Source organism: Mesorhizobium sp. AD1-1 (genome assembly GCF_020164655.1).
Lineage (GTDB): Bacteria > Pseudomonadota > Alphaproteobacteria > Rhizobiales > Rhizobiaceae > Mesorhizobium > Mesorhizobium ciceri.
In genome coordinates this window covers 43,843-59,841 of sequence record NZ_JAIUGP010000002.1, presented here as the reverse complement: position 1 = coordinate 59,841, position 15,999 = coordinate 43,843, and the positions used below count along the sequence as shown (strand labels likewise).

Sequence of the window (15,999 nt, the reverse complement as noted above, 5' to 3'; positions counted from 1 at the left end):
GGGGAGGAGTTGTCCGCGACCTCGCATCTGCGACGGTGACGATTGGCGAAAGTCTAGGTGATAGCCAATCTCCCCCACAAGGGGGAGATTGGCAACGTCGCCGCTGGCGTGCCCTCGAAGGCAACAAAAAGGCCCGCGAACCCTGCGGTTCGCAGGCCTTCTCTTCTTCAGATGTCTTGTCGCTCAGCTCTTCAGCTTGGCATTGCACAGGCTGTAATAACCGCCGCCCTTCTGGATCCAGCGAAGGCCGTTCAACGTGCCCGCGTCCTTGTTGCCATGGTAGCCCTGGAGACAGGTCTTCATGCGCGCCTTCGCGGGCTTTTCGGTCTTGAACTCGGCGGCCAGCGTGGTCGGAAATGTCACGCCCGCGGGCGCTACAGTGGGGGCGACCGCCGCGCTGGTTTCTTTTTTCGTCTGCGGCTCGGTTTTGACCGTATCCTCGCTGACACTGTCCGCTGCTGATGTCGCGCACTTCTCCTTGCGAAAAGCCGTCCAGTCCATGCCGTTCAGAGTGCCGCCTTCCTTGGCTGTTCGATAGGTCTCGCCGCATTCCTTCATCGTCAGTGCGCTTGCGGGGGCGACGCTCCAAGCGACAAATGCGGTCGCAGCCAATACCGCCAATTTCAAACCGTGCATAAGACCCTCCTGGTTGATAATAAGTTTGACGTCTTTTTGTATATGGTTTGTTCTCTATATGTTCAACCAGAATCTTTACGGACTACCGATGAGCTTGGCGGTGGGCAGTGTAGGCGAATTGATGATGCCGGCAGCCCGGCGACATGCAGATGCGAGCAAGGCAGTGTGCGTCTTCGCGCAACAAAAAAGGCCCGCGCATCTTGCGATGCGCGGGCCTTTGTTTGGAGACTATGGCTAAGCGATCAGCTCTTCAGCTTGGCGTTGCACAGGCTGTAGAAGCCGCCGCCCTTCTGGATCCACTTCAGGCCGCCAAGCGAATTGGCGTCCTTGAGGGCATAGTACTGGTCGAGGCAGGTGTGCATACGGCCCTTTCCGGGGGTCTCGCTGGTATATTTCGGCGAGATCGCGGACGGGAAGGTGACGCCCTTGGGCGCAGCCGTCGTCGGCTTCGCCGGCTCCTTGGTGTAGCTCGCCTCGTCGGCGGCCGGCACGGTGTCGTCATCCGAGGCGGCTGCGCCGCACTCGGTCTTGCGGAAGTCGTTCCACTTCATGCCGTTCAGCGTGTTGGCCGTCTTGGCGGCCTGATACTTGGTGCTGCATTCGGCCATGCTCAGGCCCTTGCCGCCATTGTCTGCGGGAGCGGCGGGAGCCGCGGCGGCCTTGGTGGTCGCCGGCTTGGCGGCGGCAGCGGCGGATGCACCGGCGGCGCATTCGGATTTGCGGAAGTCGTTCCACTTCATGCCGTTCAGCGTGCCGGCAGCCTTCGCCGCCTGATACTTGGTGCTGCATTCCTTCGCCGTCAGGCCCTTGGCCGTGCTGTCGTCCGCCGCGGCGGCAGCCTTCGTGGTGTCGGTCGCTTTCTTGGCATCGGCCGGCTTGGCGTCGGTCGTCGCTGCGGCGTCGGTACCGCACTGAGCCTTGCGGAACTGGTTCCAGGTCGCTCCGGCCAGTGTCCCCGCATCCTTGGCGGCGTTATACTTCGTGCTGCACTCGGCCATCGTCAGTGCGTTGGCTGGCGCGGCCAGGAACAAGGTCGCGACGGCGAGGCCGGTCAAAGTGGCAAGTCGGTGGATGAGCATAGCGTTTCTCCGTTGCAGCAGCCCATGATACGTCCCTGCAAATCAATAACGCTCAACGGTCGGTTGCGCCAGATGCTAAGTGGCGTATATATCGCCGAAAATCGGCTTCTCCCGATAAGGTGATGAAATCGTTGTCCGTTGCCTGGTTCAGAGCAAGATTTTCCTGGTGCATCCGCGCTGAAAGGCTCGAATGACTTGTATATTGCAGCATGGCAGTCTGGGCATGTCAGGTTGCGGCCACGTTGTGTGCAGTGCACAACAATGGTTTTCTAAGGATTGGTAACGTATAATCACACAATGTGATCATAGCGCCCTGGCCACTTGTGGCATGACGTGCCGGGGAAGAAACGTCGAGGAAGCTGACTGGCATGGCAGGGAATTATTTCGGCACGGACGGCATTCGCGGACGCGCCAACAAGTTTCCGATGACCGCTGAAATCGCGATGCGGGTCGGCATGGCCGCCGGCCTTTCTTTCCAGCGCGGCAGCCATCGACATCGTGTCGTGCTCGGCAAGGACACCAGGCTTTCCGGTTATATGATCGAGAATGCCATGGTCGCCGGTCTTTGTGCCGCCGGCATGGACGTGTTCCTGCTCGGCCCGATCCCGACGCCGGCTGTCGCCATGCTGGTGCGTTCGCTGCGCGCCGATATCGGCGTCATGATCTCGGCCTCGCACAACCCCTATTACGACAACGGCATCAAGCTGTTCGGACCCGACGGCTACAAGCTCTCCGACGAGATCGAGGAGCGCATCGAGAGCATGCTCGACAGGGATATCGAACTGGCGCTCGCCGACTCCGACGGGCTTGGCCGCGCCAAGCGCGTCGACGGCGTGCATGACCGCTACATCGAATTCGCCAAGCGCACCTTGCCGCGCTCGATGTCGCTCGCGGGCTTGAGGATCGTCGTCGATTGCGCCAATGGCGCGGCCTACAAGGTGGCGCCCGAGGCGCTGTGGGAACTGGGCGCCGAAGTCGTCGCCATCAATGTCGAGCCCAACGGCTTCAACATCAACAAGGAATGCGGCTCGACCCACCCGGCCGGCCTGCAAAAGAAGGTGCACGAAGTGCGCGCCGATATCGGCATCGCGCTCGACGGCGACGCCGATCGCGTCGTCATCGTCGATGAAAACGGCGCGATCGTCGATGGTGACCAGATCATGGCGCTGATCGCCGAATCCTGGCACCAGAGCGGGCGGCTTGCCGGCGGCGGTGTCGTCTCAACCGTCATGTCCAATCTGGGCCTCGAACGCTTCCTCGGCGACATGAAGCTGCAATTGCACCGCACCAAGGTCGGCGACCGTTATGTCGTCGAGCATATGCGCGCGCATGGCTTGAATGTCGGCGGCGAACAGTCGGGCCATATCGTGCTGTCCGACTTTTCGACCACCGGCGACGGCCTGGTTTCGGCGCTGCAGGTGCTGGCCTGCATCAAGCGGCAGGGCCGGCCGGTCAGCGAACTGTCGAAGAAATTCGAACCCGTGCCGCAACTCCTGAAGAACGTTCACATTTCCGGCGGCAAGCCGCTCGAGGAGGCGCCGGTCAAGGCCGCCATCGAAGACGCGCGTAGCCGGCTCGGCAAGACCGGACGGCTGGTTATCCGGCCATCCGGGACAGAGCCGCTGATCCGCGTGATGGCCGAGGGCGACGACCCGCAACTGGTCGAGTCCGTGGTGAATGGCATCGTGGACATCATCTCGGAAACGCGCAGCGCCGCCTGACCCCCACAGCGCCCGGCAGGACGTCGTCGCCTGAACCTGTCCAAGGCCCGCCTCTCGGCGGGCTTTTTCTTGTCGGCTCCCAGTCTGTTCGCTGTTCGGAAATCTCGCGCCGGTCCCCAGAAGTTTCGAGATTCGTGGTTAAGCAACAGGGTTAAACGCCTTTTAACCTTTGCAATTCATTATCCACGACTGAAAGCCAATCGCATTTCGGGCGGGTTTGCCGTTCCGAGCTTCTCAGGGGTGACAAGCATGTTCAAGACAGCAAGAAAGGCCCTGCTCGCCTTACTGTTCGCAGGCCTGGCGGGGCCGTTGTTCGCGGCCGACCTGCCGGAACCGATCGTCGAAGAGGCTCCGCCTCAGGCCGTCTACGAGCAGCCGGTAGAAGTCGGCGGCTGGTATATCCGTGGCGACATCGACTATCACAAGTCGACCGTGCGCGGCATCGACTATATGACCTACACCGTCGATCCCTGTAACTGTACGGTTACGCCCGGCACCAGAAGCTTCGATTTCGGCAAGCTCAAGGGCGGTTTCTCGCTCGGCGCCGGCGTCGGCTACAAGATCAACGATCACTTCCGGACCGATTTGACCGCCGACTATTGGTTCAAGTCGAACTTCAACGGCGGCACCTCGGACATCAACGGTACTTCGACCGAAGTATCGAAGATGAGCGCCCTGCTACTGCTTGCCAACGCCTATGTCGATCTCGGCACCTACCATGGCATCACGCCTTACGTTGGCGCCGGCATCGGCGGCGCCCGCGTCAAGTGGGATGATGTCTACGACCCGAACACCACCGAGTTCAATCCCGGCAGATCAAGCTGGCGTTTCGCCTACGGTCTGATGGCCGGCGCTTCGTACTGCTTGACCGACAAGATCATTCTCGATGCCGGCTACCGCTTCTCCCATATCCAGGGCGGCCGCATGTTCGACTGGAACATCACCAGCTCCGGTCCCGGCTTCGATCGTGGCATCAACACACACGAAGTGCGCGGTGGCCTGCGTTACCAGTTCGGTGGCAACAACGGTTGCGCCGCGCCGGTCGTTGCCTACCAACCCGAACCCGAGCCGATCTACACCAAGTAACAGCATCTACATTACTTGAATTCTTCACAAACCGCCCGGCCTCAGCCGGGCGGTTTTTCGTTGGCCGCCTGGAATCGACAGGGGAAATGAATTCGCTAACGCTCTGTTAGCCTTAACCGGCACTTAACCACTATGGTTAACAATGCTTCTTGAAACGATGGCTGCCGCTGCGATTGCGGGCTGCGCCAAATTCGGGAGTCGGGGACCATGAAACTTACATCGCGTATGGCGCTGGCGCTCGGTGCACTAGCCCTCCTGCCGCTGACGCCGGTGCACGCGGCCGACTACGATCCGCCGATCTATGTCGACCAGGCGCCCGACTACGTCCCGGTCGAGGTCGGCTCCGGCTGGTATCTGCGCGGCGATCTCGGCTATGCCTTCAACAAGCCCTATGAATTTTCGGAAACTCCGGCCGGTCTGGTTACGGATACCAGCCCGCTGTCTGGTTCGATAGGTATGGGCTACCATTTCAACGATTACTTCCGTGGTGAATTGAATTTCGGTCTGCTGCCGACAAGCAAATTCGCCAGCAAATTCGACAGTACTTGCGATGGAACGCAGACGGTGACTGTCACCAGCGGTGGCAGCACAAGCGCGTTCGCCGGCCCAAGCACCCGTGGATGCGAAGGCTCCAACGACGGCAACAACAAGGCCTACGATGTGATGGCCAGCGCCTTTGTCGACCTGGGCACTTATGTCGGCTTCACGCCCTATGTCGGAGGCGGTGTCGGCATAGCGTACAGCACCTACAAGTACGCTCAAGGCGCTCGCAACTGTCAGAATTCATCGACAACATCAGGTACAACCACGACCATCTTTGAATGCGACGATCCAAACGGCTATGATGGGACGACGCAGTCGGAGAAGCAGTTCAGCTTCGCCTATACGCTCGGCGCCGGCTTTGCTTATCAGGTCAGCAAGAATGTTGCAGTCGATGTCGGCTATCAATACACGGCTCTGCCTTCCGCGAAATACGTGACAGCAGACGCTGTCGGCAACCCTGAGTTCAAAAAGGGCCTCGATTATCATCAGGTCAAGGTCGGGCTGCGCTACGATCTCTGGTAGGCGCGGCGAGTACGAGGACCAGGACGGCGGATCTTTCGGGGTCCGCCGTTTGCGTTTGAAGTCACGACATCCTGATCGGGGATCGCCGGTATCCCGGCAACGACAAAAACTTTCCTCTTGACGCCTGAAGCCCGAACGAATATCGCCGTCCGTGGGCCACCCCTCCCCAACGAGGGGCCACTATCTGGAAGGATAGACCACGATGACGACGCATACGAAGCCCGGACTCCGTCCGGCAAACCCCAATTTCTCCTCAGGTCCCTGCGCAAAGCGCCCCGGCTGGTCGGTCGAGGCGCTAAGAAATGCTGCGCTCGGCCGTTCCCACCGCGCCAAGATCGGCAAGACCAAGCTCGAACAGGCGATCGAGCTGACGCGCGAGATTCTCCAGGTCCCGGCGGGTTACCGCATCGGCATCGTGCCGGCGTCGGACACCGGTGCGGTCGAGATGGCGCTGTGGTCGCTGCTCGGCGAGCGCGGCGTCGACATGGTCGCCTGGGAGAGCTTTGGCTCCGGCTGGGTCACCGACGTGGTCAAGCAATTGAAGCTCGCCGACGTGCGCAAGATCGAAGCCGGCTACGGCGAGCTGCCTGATCTCACCAAGATCGATTTCGACCGCGATGTGGTGTTCACCTGGAACGGCACCACGTCGGGCGTTCGCGTGCCGAACGGCGATTTCATTCCCGCGGACCGCAAGGGCCTGACCGTCTGCGATGCGACTTCCGCCGCATTCGCGCAGAGGCTCGACTTCGAAAAACTCGATGTCGTCACTTTCTCCTGGCAGAAGGTGCTGGGCGGCGAGGGCGCTCACGGCATGCTGATCCTGTCGCCTCGCGCCGTCGAGCGGCTGGAAACCTACAAGCCCTCATGGCCGCTGCCGAAAATTTTCCGCCTGACCTCAGGCGGCAAGCTGATCGAAGGTATCTTCAAGGGCGAGACCATCAACACGCCCTCGATGCTGTGCGTCGAGGATTACCTCGATGCGCTCAACTGGGCGAAGTCGACCGGCGGCCTCGACGCGCTGATCGCCAGGGCGGATGCCAATGCGGCCGTCCTCGATCGCTTTGTCGGCAAGTCCTCCTGGCTCGGTCATCTCGCCGTCCAGCCGGCGACACGGTCGAACACGTCCGTCTGCCTGTCCTTCACCGATCCGGACGTGTCCGCGCTCGATGCCGACGGGCAGGCGGCCTTCGCCAAGGGGCTGGTGTCGGTGCTCGACAAGGAAGGCGTCGCCTATGATATCGGTGCCTATCGCGACGCACCGCCCGGCCTGCGCATCTGGTGCGGCGCGACGGTCGAGACGTCGGATCTCGAAGCGCTGCTGCCCTGGCTCGACTGGGCATTCGCCGCACAGAAGGCGTCGCTCAAAGCGGCGGCCTGAGATCGTTCGCGGCGGCCTTCGGGCCGCCCACTCCCATCAGGATCAAATCCATTTCAAGGAGGCCGCCATGGCGCCCCGCGTTCTCGTCTCAGACAAACTCTCCCCCACCGCCGTGCAAATCTTCAAGGATCGCGGCGTCGAGGTCGACTATCTGCCCGATCTCGGCAAGGACAAGGATAAGCTCGCCGAAGTGATCGGCCAGTATGATGGCCTCGCCATCCGCTCGGCGACCAAGGTCACCGAAAAGCTGATCAACGCCGCTACCAATCTCAAAGTCATCGGCCGCGCCGGCATCGGCGTCGACAATGTCGATATCCCGGCGGCAAGCCGCAAGGGCATCATCGTGATGAACACGCCCTTCGGCAACTCGATCACCACAGCCGAACATGCGGTGGCGATGATCTTTGCGCTGGCGCGCCAGATCCCTGAAGCCAACGCCTCGACCCATGCCGGCAAATGGGAAAAGAACCGCTTCATGGGCGTCGAGATAACCGGCAAGACGCTGGGCGTCATCGGTTGCGGCAACATCGGTTCGATCGTCGCGACGCGCGGCGTTGGCCTCAAGATGCACGTCATCGCCTTCGATCCGTTCCTGTCGGACAGCCGTGCCGAGGAGCTTGGCGTCGACAAGGTCGAGCTCGACGAGCTGTTCGCCCGCGCCGATTTCATCACCCTGCACACGCCGCTGACCGACAAGACGCGCAACATCATCGATGCCGCGGCGATCGCCAAGATGAAGAAGGGCGTGCGCATCATCAATTGCGCACGCGGCGGTCTGATCGTCGAGGCCGATCTGGTCGCAGCGCTGAAGAGTGGCAAGGTGGCCGGCGCTGGCGTCGACGTCTTCGAGGTCGAACCGGCCGAGAACAACGAACTGTTCGGCATGGAGAATGTGGTGGCGACGCCGCATCTCGGCGCCTCGACGACGGAGGCCCAGGAGAATGTCGCGCTGCAGGTTGCCGAGCAGATGGCCGACTATCTGATCAAGGGCGCCGTCTCCAACGCCATCAACATGCCGTCGATCACCGCCGAGGAGGCGCCGCGGCTGAAGCCGTTCGTCAAGCTCGCCGAGGTGCTCGGCGCCTTTGTCGGCCAGGTCACCGAGGATCCGATCAAGGAGGTGGAGATCCTGTTCGACGGCTCGACCGCGACGATGAACACGCGCGCGCTGATCAGTGCAGCACTCGCCGGGCTGATCCGGCCTCAGGTCTCGGACGTCAACATGGTGTCGGCGCCGATCATGGTGAAGGAGCGCGGCATCATCGTGGCCGAGGTCAAGCGCGACAAGTCGGGCGTGTTCGACGGCTATATCAAGCTGACGGTGAAGACCGAGCACATGACGCGCTCGATCGCCGGCACATGCTTCTCGGATGGCAAGCCACGCTTCATCCAGATCAAGGGCATCAACCTCGATGCCGAGGTCGGCCAGCACATGCTCTACACCACCAATGCGGACGCGCCGGGCATCATCGGCCTGCTCGGCACCGTCTGCGGCGAGAATGGCGTCAACATCGCCAACTTCCAGCTCGGCCGCAACCGGCCGGGCGGCGATGCCATAGCGCTGCTCTATCTCGACGCGCCGTTCCCGGAAGCCGTGCTGGAAAAGGTCAAGGCGCACAAGTCGATCGACTCGGCCAAGCGGCTGCAGTTCGACGTCAACGCGATGTGATTGAGGACAGGCGGTCGCCGACCCACCTCGTTGACGCCGGCCGCCGCGGCGGCCGGTTCATGTCAACTCGTCCGAGCCATCGGAGACACCCACGCGATGTCGGTAGACCAGTTCCCAGCCCTTCCAGCCCGTAAACAGCAGGATGAGAACCACGATCAGCGATAGGACGATGCCGGTTGGCATCACGGCCGCCGCTCCGCCGGCATACCGCGAGTACCAGTTGTAAAGCTCGATCAACACGACGAGTACATTGCCGCCGGCATGGAGCCATGCCGTCGTGAGATTGCGGACCTGAACATCGCCGAGAACATCCGTCAAGCCAGCAAGCGCAGCCAGGGCAGCCATGATCAGGCCTGCGCCGAGAAGCCAAAGCGACCCGGTGACCCATCCAGGATCGGCTGTTCGCCAGAAGATAAGGTCGCAAACGAAGGTGCCGACAAAAAAGGCAATCGGAAACGGAATCAGCATCGGGTGGATAGGGTGACCGGCAATGCTTGCCGTGCTGCGAGGGTTGTGGCTCATCATGTCGCCTCCCTGGCGTTCAAACTCCGCTGGAGGTGAAATGTTCCAAGTAGGGGACGCGGCAGGATTCATGCCGCTGTTTCCGCGCCATTGGCGAAGTCCAGGCCGTTCGCGTGATTACCGCGACGGCGGAGGGCGTCAGCCGCCAAATGTCATCCGCGGTGGTCCGCCACCGCCATCTTGCGCCCGCTGTATTCGGCAAGCCCGATGCCGCCCAGCACGAGCACCAAGGCCAGCGCCTGATAGAGCTGGAACGTCTCGCCGACGATCAGCACCGACAGCAGCGTGCCGAAGATCGGCACCAGATTGATGAACAGGCCGGCGCGGTTGGCGCCGATCAGCTCGTTGCCCCTGATGTAGAAGATCTGCGAAACGACCGATGCGCCGATCGCCGTATAGACGATGACGGTCCAGCCGCGCGCGTCGGGCATGATGACCTTGCCGGCGAGGACCTCCCACAGGAAGAACGGCAACGAGGTGACGAGTGCCGAAACCGACAGGGCCAGCATCAGGCTCTGCCAGTGCATCACCGGCTTCAGCCGCAACCCCACCGAATAGCCGCTGTAGAGAAAGACTGCGACCAGCATGATGGCGTCACCGAAATTGAGTTCCAGCGTCAACAGCCGGCGCGGGTCGCCATGGCAGGCGGTGAGGATCACGCCGGCGATGGTCAGCACGACGCCGACAATCTGCGCCCAGTTCACGCGCAGGCGGAAGAAGACGAAATTGGCAGTCATGATCAGGATCGGCATCGCCGCCTGTTCGATCGAGACATTGATCGCTGTCGTGTAGTTGAGCGCCGTGTAGAAGATGGTGTTGAACAGGGTGAAGCCGCTGGCGCCGAGGGCGACCAGCACGAACCAGTGCTTGCGGACTACCGGCCAGTCCTTCTGGATGGTCTTCCAGCCGATGGGCAGCATGATCGCCACGGCCAGCACCCAGCGCAGGAAGACCAGCGTCATCGGCGAGACGTGATCGACCGCCAGCTTGCCGGCCACCGAATTTCCACCCCAAAGCAAGGTGGTGAGCAGCAGGAATATGTAGGCGCTTCGATGCATCGCGGGATTCCAGTCGCCGGAGCTGCGGTGTTTGCCGGCCTATTGCCCTCGCTCGCCCAAGTAAATGATGTCAAAGCCGAAAATTGTTGTGCCTCAGGGCATTTTCGACGGCAAAGAAAGGTCGCGCTCGCGAGGTCTTGACGTTATAGAGGCCTGTCGTTTCGAACCATATTCAAGCCGCTTGGCGGCGTCTCAAGGGAAAAGAAACATGGCCAATGTGGTGGTCGTCGGCTCGCAGTGGGGTGACGAAGGCAAGGGCAAGATCGTCGACTGGCTGTCGGAGCGCGCCGATGTCGTGGTGCGTTTCCAGGGCGGCCACAATGCCGGCCATACGCTGGTCGTCGACGGCAAGGTCTACAAGCTGTCGTTGCTTCCGTCGGGCGTCGTGCGCCAGGGCAAGCTGTCCATCATCGGCAATGGCGTCGTGTTCGACCCGCACGCTTTCGTCGCCGAGGTGGCAAAACTCAAGGCGCAAGGTGTCGAAGTGGCGCCGGATCGCCTGAAAATAGCCGAAAACACAGCGCTTATCCTGTCCCTGCATCGAGAGCTGGACGGATTTCGTGAGGACGCCGCATCCAATTCCGGGACGAAGATTGGCACGACCCGTCGCGGCATCGGCCCCGCCTATGAGGACAAGGTGGGCCGGCGCGCGGTCAGGGTGATGGATTTGGCGGATTTGGAAACACTGCCCTTGAAAGTCGACAGGCTGCTGACGCACCACAATGCGCTGCGACGCGGGCTTGGTCATGCGGAAGTCACGCATGACGCGATCATGCAGGAACTAACCTCGGTCGCCGACGACATCCTGCCCTATATGGACCGGGTCTGGAAGATCCTCGACGACAAGCGCCGGGCTGGCGAGCGCATCCTGTTCGAGGGCGCGCAGGGCACACTGCTCGATATCGACCACGGCACCTATCCGTTCGTGACCTCGTCGAACACGGTTGCCGGACAGGCTGCCGCCGGCTCCGGCGTTGGCCCGGGCGCCATCGGCTATGTGCTCGGCATCACCAAGGCCTATACGACACGCGTCGGCGAGGGTCCGTTCCCGACCGAGCAGAAGAACGAGGTCGGCGAATTCCTCGGCACGCGCGGCCATGAATTCGGCGTCGTCACCGGTCGCAAGCGCCGCTGCGGCTGGTTTGACGCGGTGCTGGTGCGCCAGGCCGTCGCGGTCAACGGCATCAAGGGCATCGCGCTGACCAAGCTCGACGTGCTTGACGGGCTGGACGAGATCAAGGTCTGCACCGGTTACCGTCTCGACGGCGAGATGATCGATTATCTGCCGGCCAGCCAGGGCGCGCAGGCACGTGTCGAACCGGTCTACGAGACGCTCGAGGGCTGGAAAGGCACCACTGCCGGCGCGCGCAGCTGGAATGATCTGCCGGCCCAGGCGGTCAAGTATGTCCGCTACATCGAGGAGCTCATCGGCGCACCGGTCGCGCTCCTTTCCACCAGCCCGGAACGCGACGACACGATACTTGTGACCGATCCGTTTCAAGACTAGTTTCTGAGCCTTTCCGGGCATCGCGGCTGATTTGCGGGGGCCGACGCGGAAGCAAAATACAGGTCGACTGAAGCATGGCAGATTTCGTTGCTATTCTGAAAAACGCGCTCGACAAGCATGGCGACGAGACGCCGGAAAAGCGTACGCGCATCTATGCCAGCGTTCGCACCATGCTGGCGAAGAAGCTTGGTGAACGTTCGCCGCCGTGGGCTCCCGAAGCCATAGCCACGCAGATGCGTTCGCTGGAAGACGCCATTACAAGTGTCGAGCGCGATTATGCCAAGAGCGTGCCGGAGACCGACCCGCTCGCGGAGCTGGAACACATCTTTTCGTCGATCGATCGCAACAAGAACCAGCCAAGCCATACGAGGCAGCCGGCGAAGGCGGAATCGGCCTGGCCGGCACCGCCCGTCGCCAAGCCCGAGCCCTATCAACCCGCGCCGCCGCCTGCCGCCAAGGTCGAGCCAAGCTGGCAAAGATCGACGCCGGCGCCTGCCCAGCCGGCTCGCGCCGACACGCCTCTTCCAGGCATGAACGCCGAGGAGGCGGACGACGAGGCCGATGTCTTTTCCAGCAACGAAGACAATGAAGAGCCGGTACCGGATACCTTCCAGCGCCTGCGTCCCGCCGAGCGCAAGCGCAGCTATGGCGGGCTGATCGCGGCCGTCGTCGCACTGCTGGTCGTTGCCGGCGGCGGCTACGGCATCTGGCTGAACAAGGACGCCTTCGGCAAGATGCTGGGGCTTGGCGGCAATCAGGTAGCGAAAACCGAACCCGTGAAGCCAGCGCCGGCCAAGCCGGCAACCGATGCCGCGGCAGCGCCGCCGGCGCCCGCGGCTGGCGGCACGGAAGCCGAAAGCACGAAATTCACCCAGCGGCTGACACCGCAGGGTGGTGAAGTCGACCCGGGTCCGGCCGGTGGCCAAAGCGGCATCGGCGAAGGCGAATCGGTCGCGGCGCTGACCACCCCGCCCTCGGCCCCGAACGCACCGGCGATTTCCGCACCGGCCGCCGGTACGCCTGCCGCGACTACGCCTCCGGCGACAGATGCCGCCCCCGCAACGTCGCCTGCCAACGGAGCAGCGCCTGCAGCGCCGGCCGGTGCTGCCGGCACGCCGCCAGCACCGGCAGGTGCCGCGCCGCCCGCCCCGGCGGCTGCGCCTGCGGAAGCCGCCCTGCCTGTCGGCCAGAAGGCGATCTTCTATGAGGAGCGCACCAGCACCGCCCAGGGCTCCGCCGAGCCCGGCAACATCGTCTGGTCGCTGGTGCAGGAATCGCCCGGTGGCGACCTGCCGCCGGAGCCGGCGATCCGCGCCGAGGCGACCATTCCCGGCAAGGACATCCAGTTGCGCATGACCATCCGCCGCAACACCGACCAGACGCTGCCGGCCAGCCATATTATCGAGATGATCTTCCTGACGCCCGACGGCTTCGAGGGCGGCGGTGTCGACAACATCCTGCGCGTTGCCATGAAGGCTTCGGAGCAGGATGCCGGCAGCCCGCTGATCGGCATTCCGGCCAAGATTGCCGACGGCTTCTTCCTCGTCGCGCTCAACGACACCAAGGCCGACGAAGACGCCAACATGACCTTGTTGCGCGGCCAGGACTGGATCGACGTGCCGGTGGTCTACAAGACCGGACGGCGGGCGTTGCTGACCATGGAAAAGGGCATTCCCGGAGAGAAGGTGTTCGACGAGGCAATCAAGGCCTGGCAGGCCAAGACGGCAGGCTGAGACGCTGTAGCCGCCGTTCAGAAGCCCTGGAACAGCATGTCGAGCGCAGCGACGATGTCCTCGTGGTGCTTGATCAGGTTCAGCCGACTTTCGCCCAATTCGCTGGCAGAAACGGTGGCAACCAGGTGTGTTGCCATAACGAGCTTTCGACCGTTGATCTCAAAAATCGGATGAAGCTTTCGCATCGGCGGTGGCACCATTGCGACCGGCAGAAGCGGCACGACCACCCGCGTCTTGAAATTGTCGAGCAGCTCTGACTGAACCTCGAGCACATAGCTGCCTTCGATGCGACCGGCGAAGACATCATAGCGGGGCATCAGAACTGCCGGTACTCTTCCAGCGGGATGCCATGTTTCTCGATATAGTCGTTCCACGCGTCCATCGTGGCGCGGTTCTCAAGCTTCCACAGTCGCGTTTTTTCGGCAGCCACCGCCTCCGCGATGCCGGCCTCCGCAGCGCGCGAGACATTCACGTCAAGTCCCTTGGCTTCCCTCATGAGGTTCGAATCGATCGACAGATTTGCTGGCCGTCGGGTCGAACTCAAGGCTATTTTGCGCATAATAGCCTCCGCAAATGCGCATAATATATGCGCATTTCTGAATGGAGGCAATCAGGCGGTTCTAGCTGCAGGTAGGGCGCTCGGCCCCTTCGCTATGGCTCCGGGCGTTCGTCGCTTCAATCGACAAATCGTCGTCGATTGATCGGCCTACGGCCGAAACACTCCTCACCCCTCCATCTCCTCGCGCAACATCTCCAGTTCCAGCCATTCTTCCTCGAGCGCGGCCAGCGTGGCGCGCTCCTTGTCGAGGGCGGCGATGGTTTTCTGGAACGAGGCCGGATCGCGCTCGTAATAGGCCGGATCGGCGATGTTGTTCTCCAGCCGCGAGATAGAGGCCATCACAGCTTCGATTTTCTTCGGCAGGGATTCCAGTGCGAATTTCTGCTTGAACGACAGTTTCTTCGCCGGCACTTTTGGCGCGGCGGCTTCGCTCTTGCCTGACGCGGGCGCCTCGCCATTTTCGGCTCTCGCCCGCGCCTTGCGGTCGTCCAGCTTCGTGCCGCCGCGCTGCGCCAGCATGTCGGAGTAGCCGCCGGCATATTCGATCCAGCGGCCCTCACCATCCGGCGCGATCAGGCTGGTCACGGTGCGGTCGAGGAAATCGCGGTCGTGGCTGACCAGGATGACGGTGCCGGCGAAACCGGCGACCAGTTCCTGCAGCAGTTCCAGCGTCTCCATGTCGAGATCGTTGGTCGGCTCATCGAGCACCAGAAGGTTTGCGGGACGGGCCAACACGCGCGCCAGCAGGAGCCGCGCCCGCTCGCCGCCGGACAACTCGCGCACCGGCGTGCGCGCCTGCTCCGGCTTGAACAGGAAATCCTTCATGTAGGAGACGACGTGGCGCTGCTCGCCATTGATGACGAGGTTTTCGCCGCGCCCATCGGTGAGATATTGTGCCAGCGTCTCCTGCGGGTCGACCGCCTCGCGCTTCTGGTCGAGCGTTGCGATCTCCAGATTGGTGCCGAGCCGCACCGAACCGGCGTCCGGCTTCATCTCGCCGGTCAGCATTTTCAAGAGCGTGGTCTTGCCGGCGCCGTTCGGCCCGACCAGGCCAATGCGATCGCCGCGCTGGATGCGGGTCGAAAACGCCTTGACCACGGTGAGATCGCCAAAGCTCTTTTCGATGTTTTTCGCCTCGATCACCAGCTTGCCGGACTCGGTGGCGTCGCTCGCCACCATGGTCGCCGACCCTTCGGCCCCGCGATGACCGCGAAAACGCTGACGCATGGTCTGCAACTCGCCGAGCCGGCGCATGTTGCGCTTGCGCCGCGCCGTCACGCCGTAGCGCAGCCAATGCTCTTCGCGAACGATCTGGCGGCCGAGCTTGTGCTGCTCGCGTTCTTCTTCCTCCAGAACCAGGTCGCGCCATTCCTCGAAATGGCCGAAGCCCTTGTCCAGCCTGCGGGTCTGGCCGCGATCGAGCCAGACCGTGGCGCGCGACACGCGTTCGAGGAAGCGGCGGTCGTGCGAGATGACGATCAGCGCCGAGGAGGTGCGGATGAGTTCTTCTTCCAGCCATTCGATGACCGAGAGGTCGAGATGGTTGGTCGGCTCATCGAGCAGCAGGATATCGGGCTCCGGCGCCATGACGCGGGCAAGGGCGGCGCGCCTCGCCTCGCCGCCCGACAGGTCGTTCGGACGTTCCTCACCCGACAGGCCGAGATGCTCCATCAGATAGCTGGCGCGGTAGGGATCGTCGGCGGGGCCAAGCCCGGCCTCGACATAGGCGCGGACAGTGGCAAAACCTTCCATGTCGGGCATCTGCGGCAAATAGCGGACGGTCGCCGAAGGCTGGCGGAACACTTCGCCGTCCTGCGGCTCGATCAGGCCGGCGGCGATCTTCAGCAGGGTCGACTTGCCGGACCCGTTGCGGCCGACCAGCGCGATCTTGTCGCCGGCCGAAGCCGTCAAGGCGGCGCCATCGAGCAGCGGCGTGCCGCCGAAGGTCAGTTTTATCCCGTCGAGGTTGAGAAGGGGCGGGGCCAT

General features: G+C 62.6%; 14 protein-coding genes. 7 read left to right on the top strand and 7 right to left on the bottom strand.

Features of this window, described 5'->3' with window-relative positions:
• Positions 1-183 precede the first annotated feature (183 nt).
• Both LB519_RS03755 and LB519_RS03750 read right to left on the bottom strand, forming a co-directional pair.
• A complete protein-coding gene (locus tag LB519_RS03755) occupies positions 184-636 on the bottom strand; it encodes a hypothetical protein (RefSeq protein ID WP_013529153.1) in 453 nt (150 codons plus the stop codon).
• 242 nt (positions 637-878) lie between these two features.
• Entirely contained in the window at positions 879-1,715 is an 837-nt protein-coding gene (locus LB519_RS03750) for a hypothetical protein (protein ID WP_063169197.1), read from the bottom strand.
• A gap of 368 nt (positions 1,716-2,083) precedes the next feature.
• On the opposite strand from LB519_RS03750, the gene glmM reads away from it, so the two are divergent.
• The 5 genes from glmM (at position 2,084) to serA (ending at position 8,634) form a co-directional block, all read left to right on the top strand.
• Positions 2,084-3,436 carry a phosphoglucosamine mutase gene (glmM, locus tag LB519_RS03745; RefSeq protein WP_013529155.1) on the top strand — a complete coding sequence of 451 codons (1,353 nt, stop codon included), beginning with the start codon at positions 2,084-2,086 and terminating at the stop codon, positions 3,434-3,436.
• Between the two features lie 249 nt (positions 3,437-3,685).
• A complete protein-coding gene (locus LB519_RS03740) occupies positions 3,686-4,522 on the top strand; it encodes an outer membrane protein (RefSeq protein WP_013529156.1) in 837 nt (278 codons plus the stop codon).
• 207 nt (positions 4,523-4,729) lie between these two features.
• Complete coding sequence (locus tag LB519_RS03735; protein ID WP_013529157.1) at positions 4,730-5,587, top strand: outer membrane protein; 858 nt, start codon at positions 4,730-4,732, stop codon at positions 5,585-5,587.
• Between the two features lie 202 nt (positions 5,588-5,789).
• A complete protein-coding gene (locus LB519_RS03730) occupies positions 5,790-6,965 on the top strand; it encodes a phosphoserine transaminase (RefSeq protein WP_013529158.1) in 1,176 nt (391 codons plus the stop codon).
• Between the two features lie 67 nt (positions 6,966-7,032).
• Positions 7,033-8,634 (top strand): phosphoglycerate dehydrogenase, encoded by a 1,602-nt coding sequence (gene serA, locus LB519_RS03725; RefSeq protein WP_024502929.1) that lies wholly within the window; start codon positions 7,033-7,035, stop codon positions 8,632-8,634.
• A 57-nt stretch (positions 8,635-8,691) separates the two neighbouring features.
• On the opposite strand, the gene LB519_RS03720 is transcribed toward serA, so the two are convergent.
• Positions 8,692-9,156 carry a DUF2231 domain-containing protein gene (locus LB519_RS03720; RefSeq protein WP_013529160.1) on the bottom strand — a complete coding sequence of 155 codons (465 nt, stop codon included), beginning with the start codon at positions 9,154-9,156 and terminating at the stop codon, positions 8,692-8,694.
• A gap of 152 nt (positions 9,157-9,308) precedes the next feature.
• Positions 9,309-10,214, bottom strand: a complete 906-nt coding sequence (locus tag LB519_RS03715) for a DMT family transporter (RefSeq protein WP_127369780.1) — start codon at positions 10,212-10,214, stop codon at positions 9,309-9,311.
• 208 nt (positions 10,215-10,422) lie between these two features.
• Here LB519_RS03715 and LB519_RS03710 point away from each other — a divergent pair, with 208 nt between their 5' ends.
• Both LB519_RS03710 and LB519_RS03705 read left to right on the top strand, forming a co-directional pair.
• On the top strand, positions 10,423-11,721 hold the full coding sequence (locus LB519_RS03710) for an adenylosuccinate synthase (protein WP_024502931.1): 1,299 nt from the start codon (positions 10,423-10,425) through the stop codon (positions 11,719-11,721).
• 74 nt (positions 11,722-11,795) lie between these two features.
• Positions 11,796-13,454, top strand: a complete 1,659-nt coding sequence (locus LB519_RS03705) for a hypothetical protein (protein WP_224618751.1) — start codon at positions 11,796-11,798, stop codon at positions 13,452-13,454.
• Positions 13,455-13,471: 17 nt separating this feature from the next.
• On the opposite strand, the gene LB519_RS03700 is transcribed toward LB519_RS03705, so the two are convergent.
• From LB519_RS03700 to LB519_RS03690, 3 genes are all read right to left on the bottom strand, one after another.
• Positions 13,472-13,771 (bottom strand): CcdB family protein, encoded by a 300-nt coding sequence (locus LB519_RS03700; protein ID WP_224618749.1) that lies wholly within the window; start codon positions 13,769-13,771, stop codon positions 13,472-13,474.
• A complete protein-coding gene (locus tag LB519_RS03695; RefSeq protein ID WP_224618747.1) occupies positions 13,771-14,013 on the bottom strand; it encodes a type II toxin-antitoxin system CcdA family antitoxin in 243 nt (80 codons plus the stop codon). The genes LB519_RS03700 and LB519_RS03695 overlap by 1 nt, the downstream gene beginning before the upstream one ends.
• A gap of 165 nt (positions 14,014-14,178) precedes the next feature.
• Positions 14,179-15,999 carry an ABC-F family ATP-binding cassette domain-containing protein gene (locus tag LB519_RS03690; RefSeq protein WP_224618745.1) on the bottom strand — a complete coding sequence of 607 codons (1,821 nt, stop codon included), beginning with the start codon at positions 15,997-15,999 and terminating at the stop codon, positions 14,179-14,181.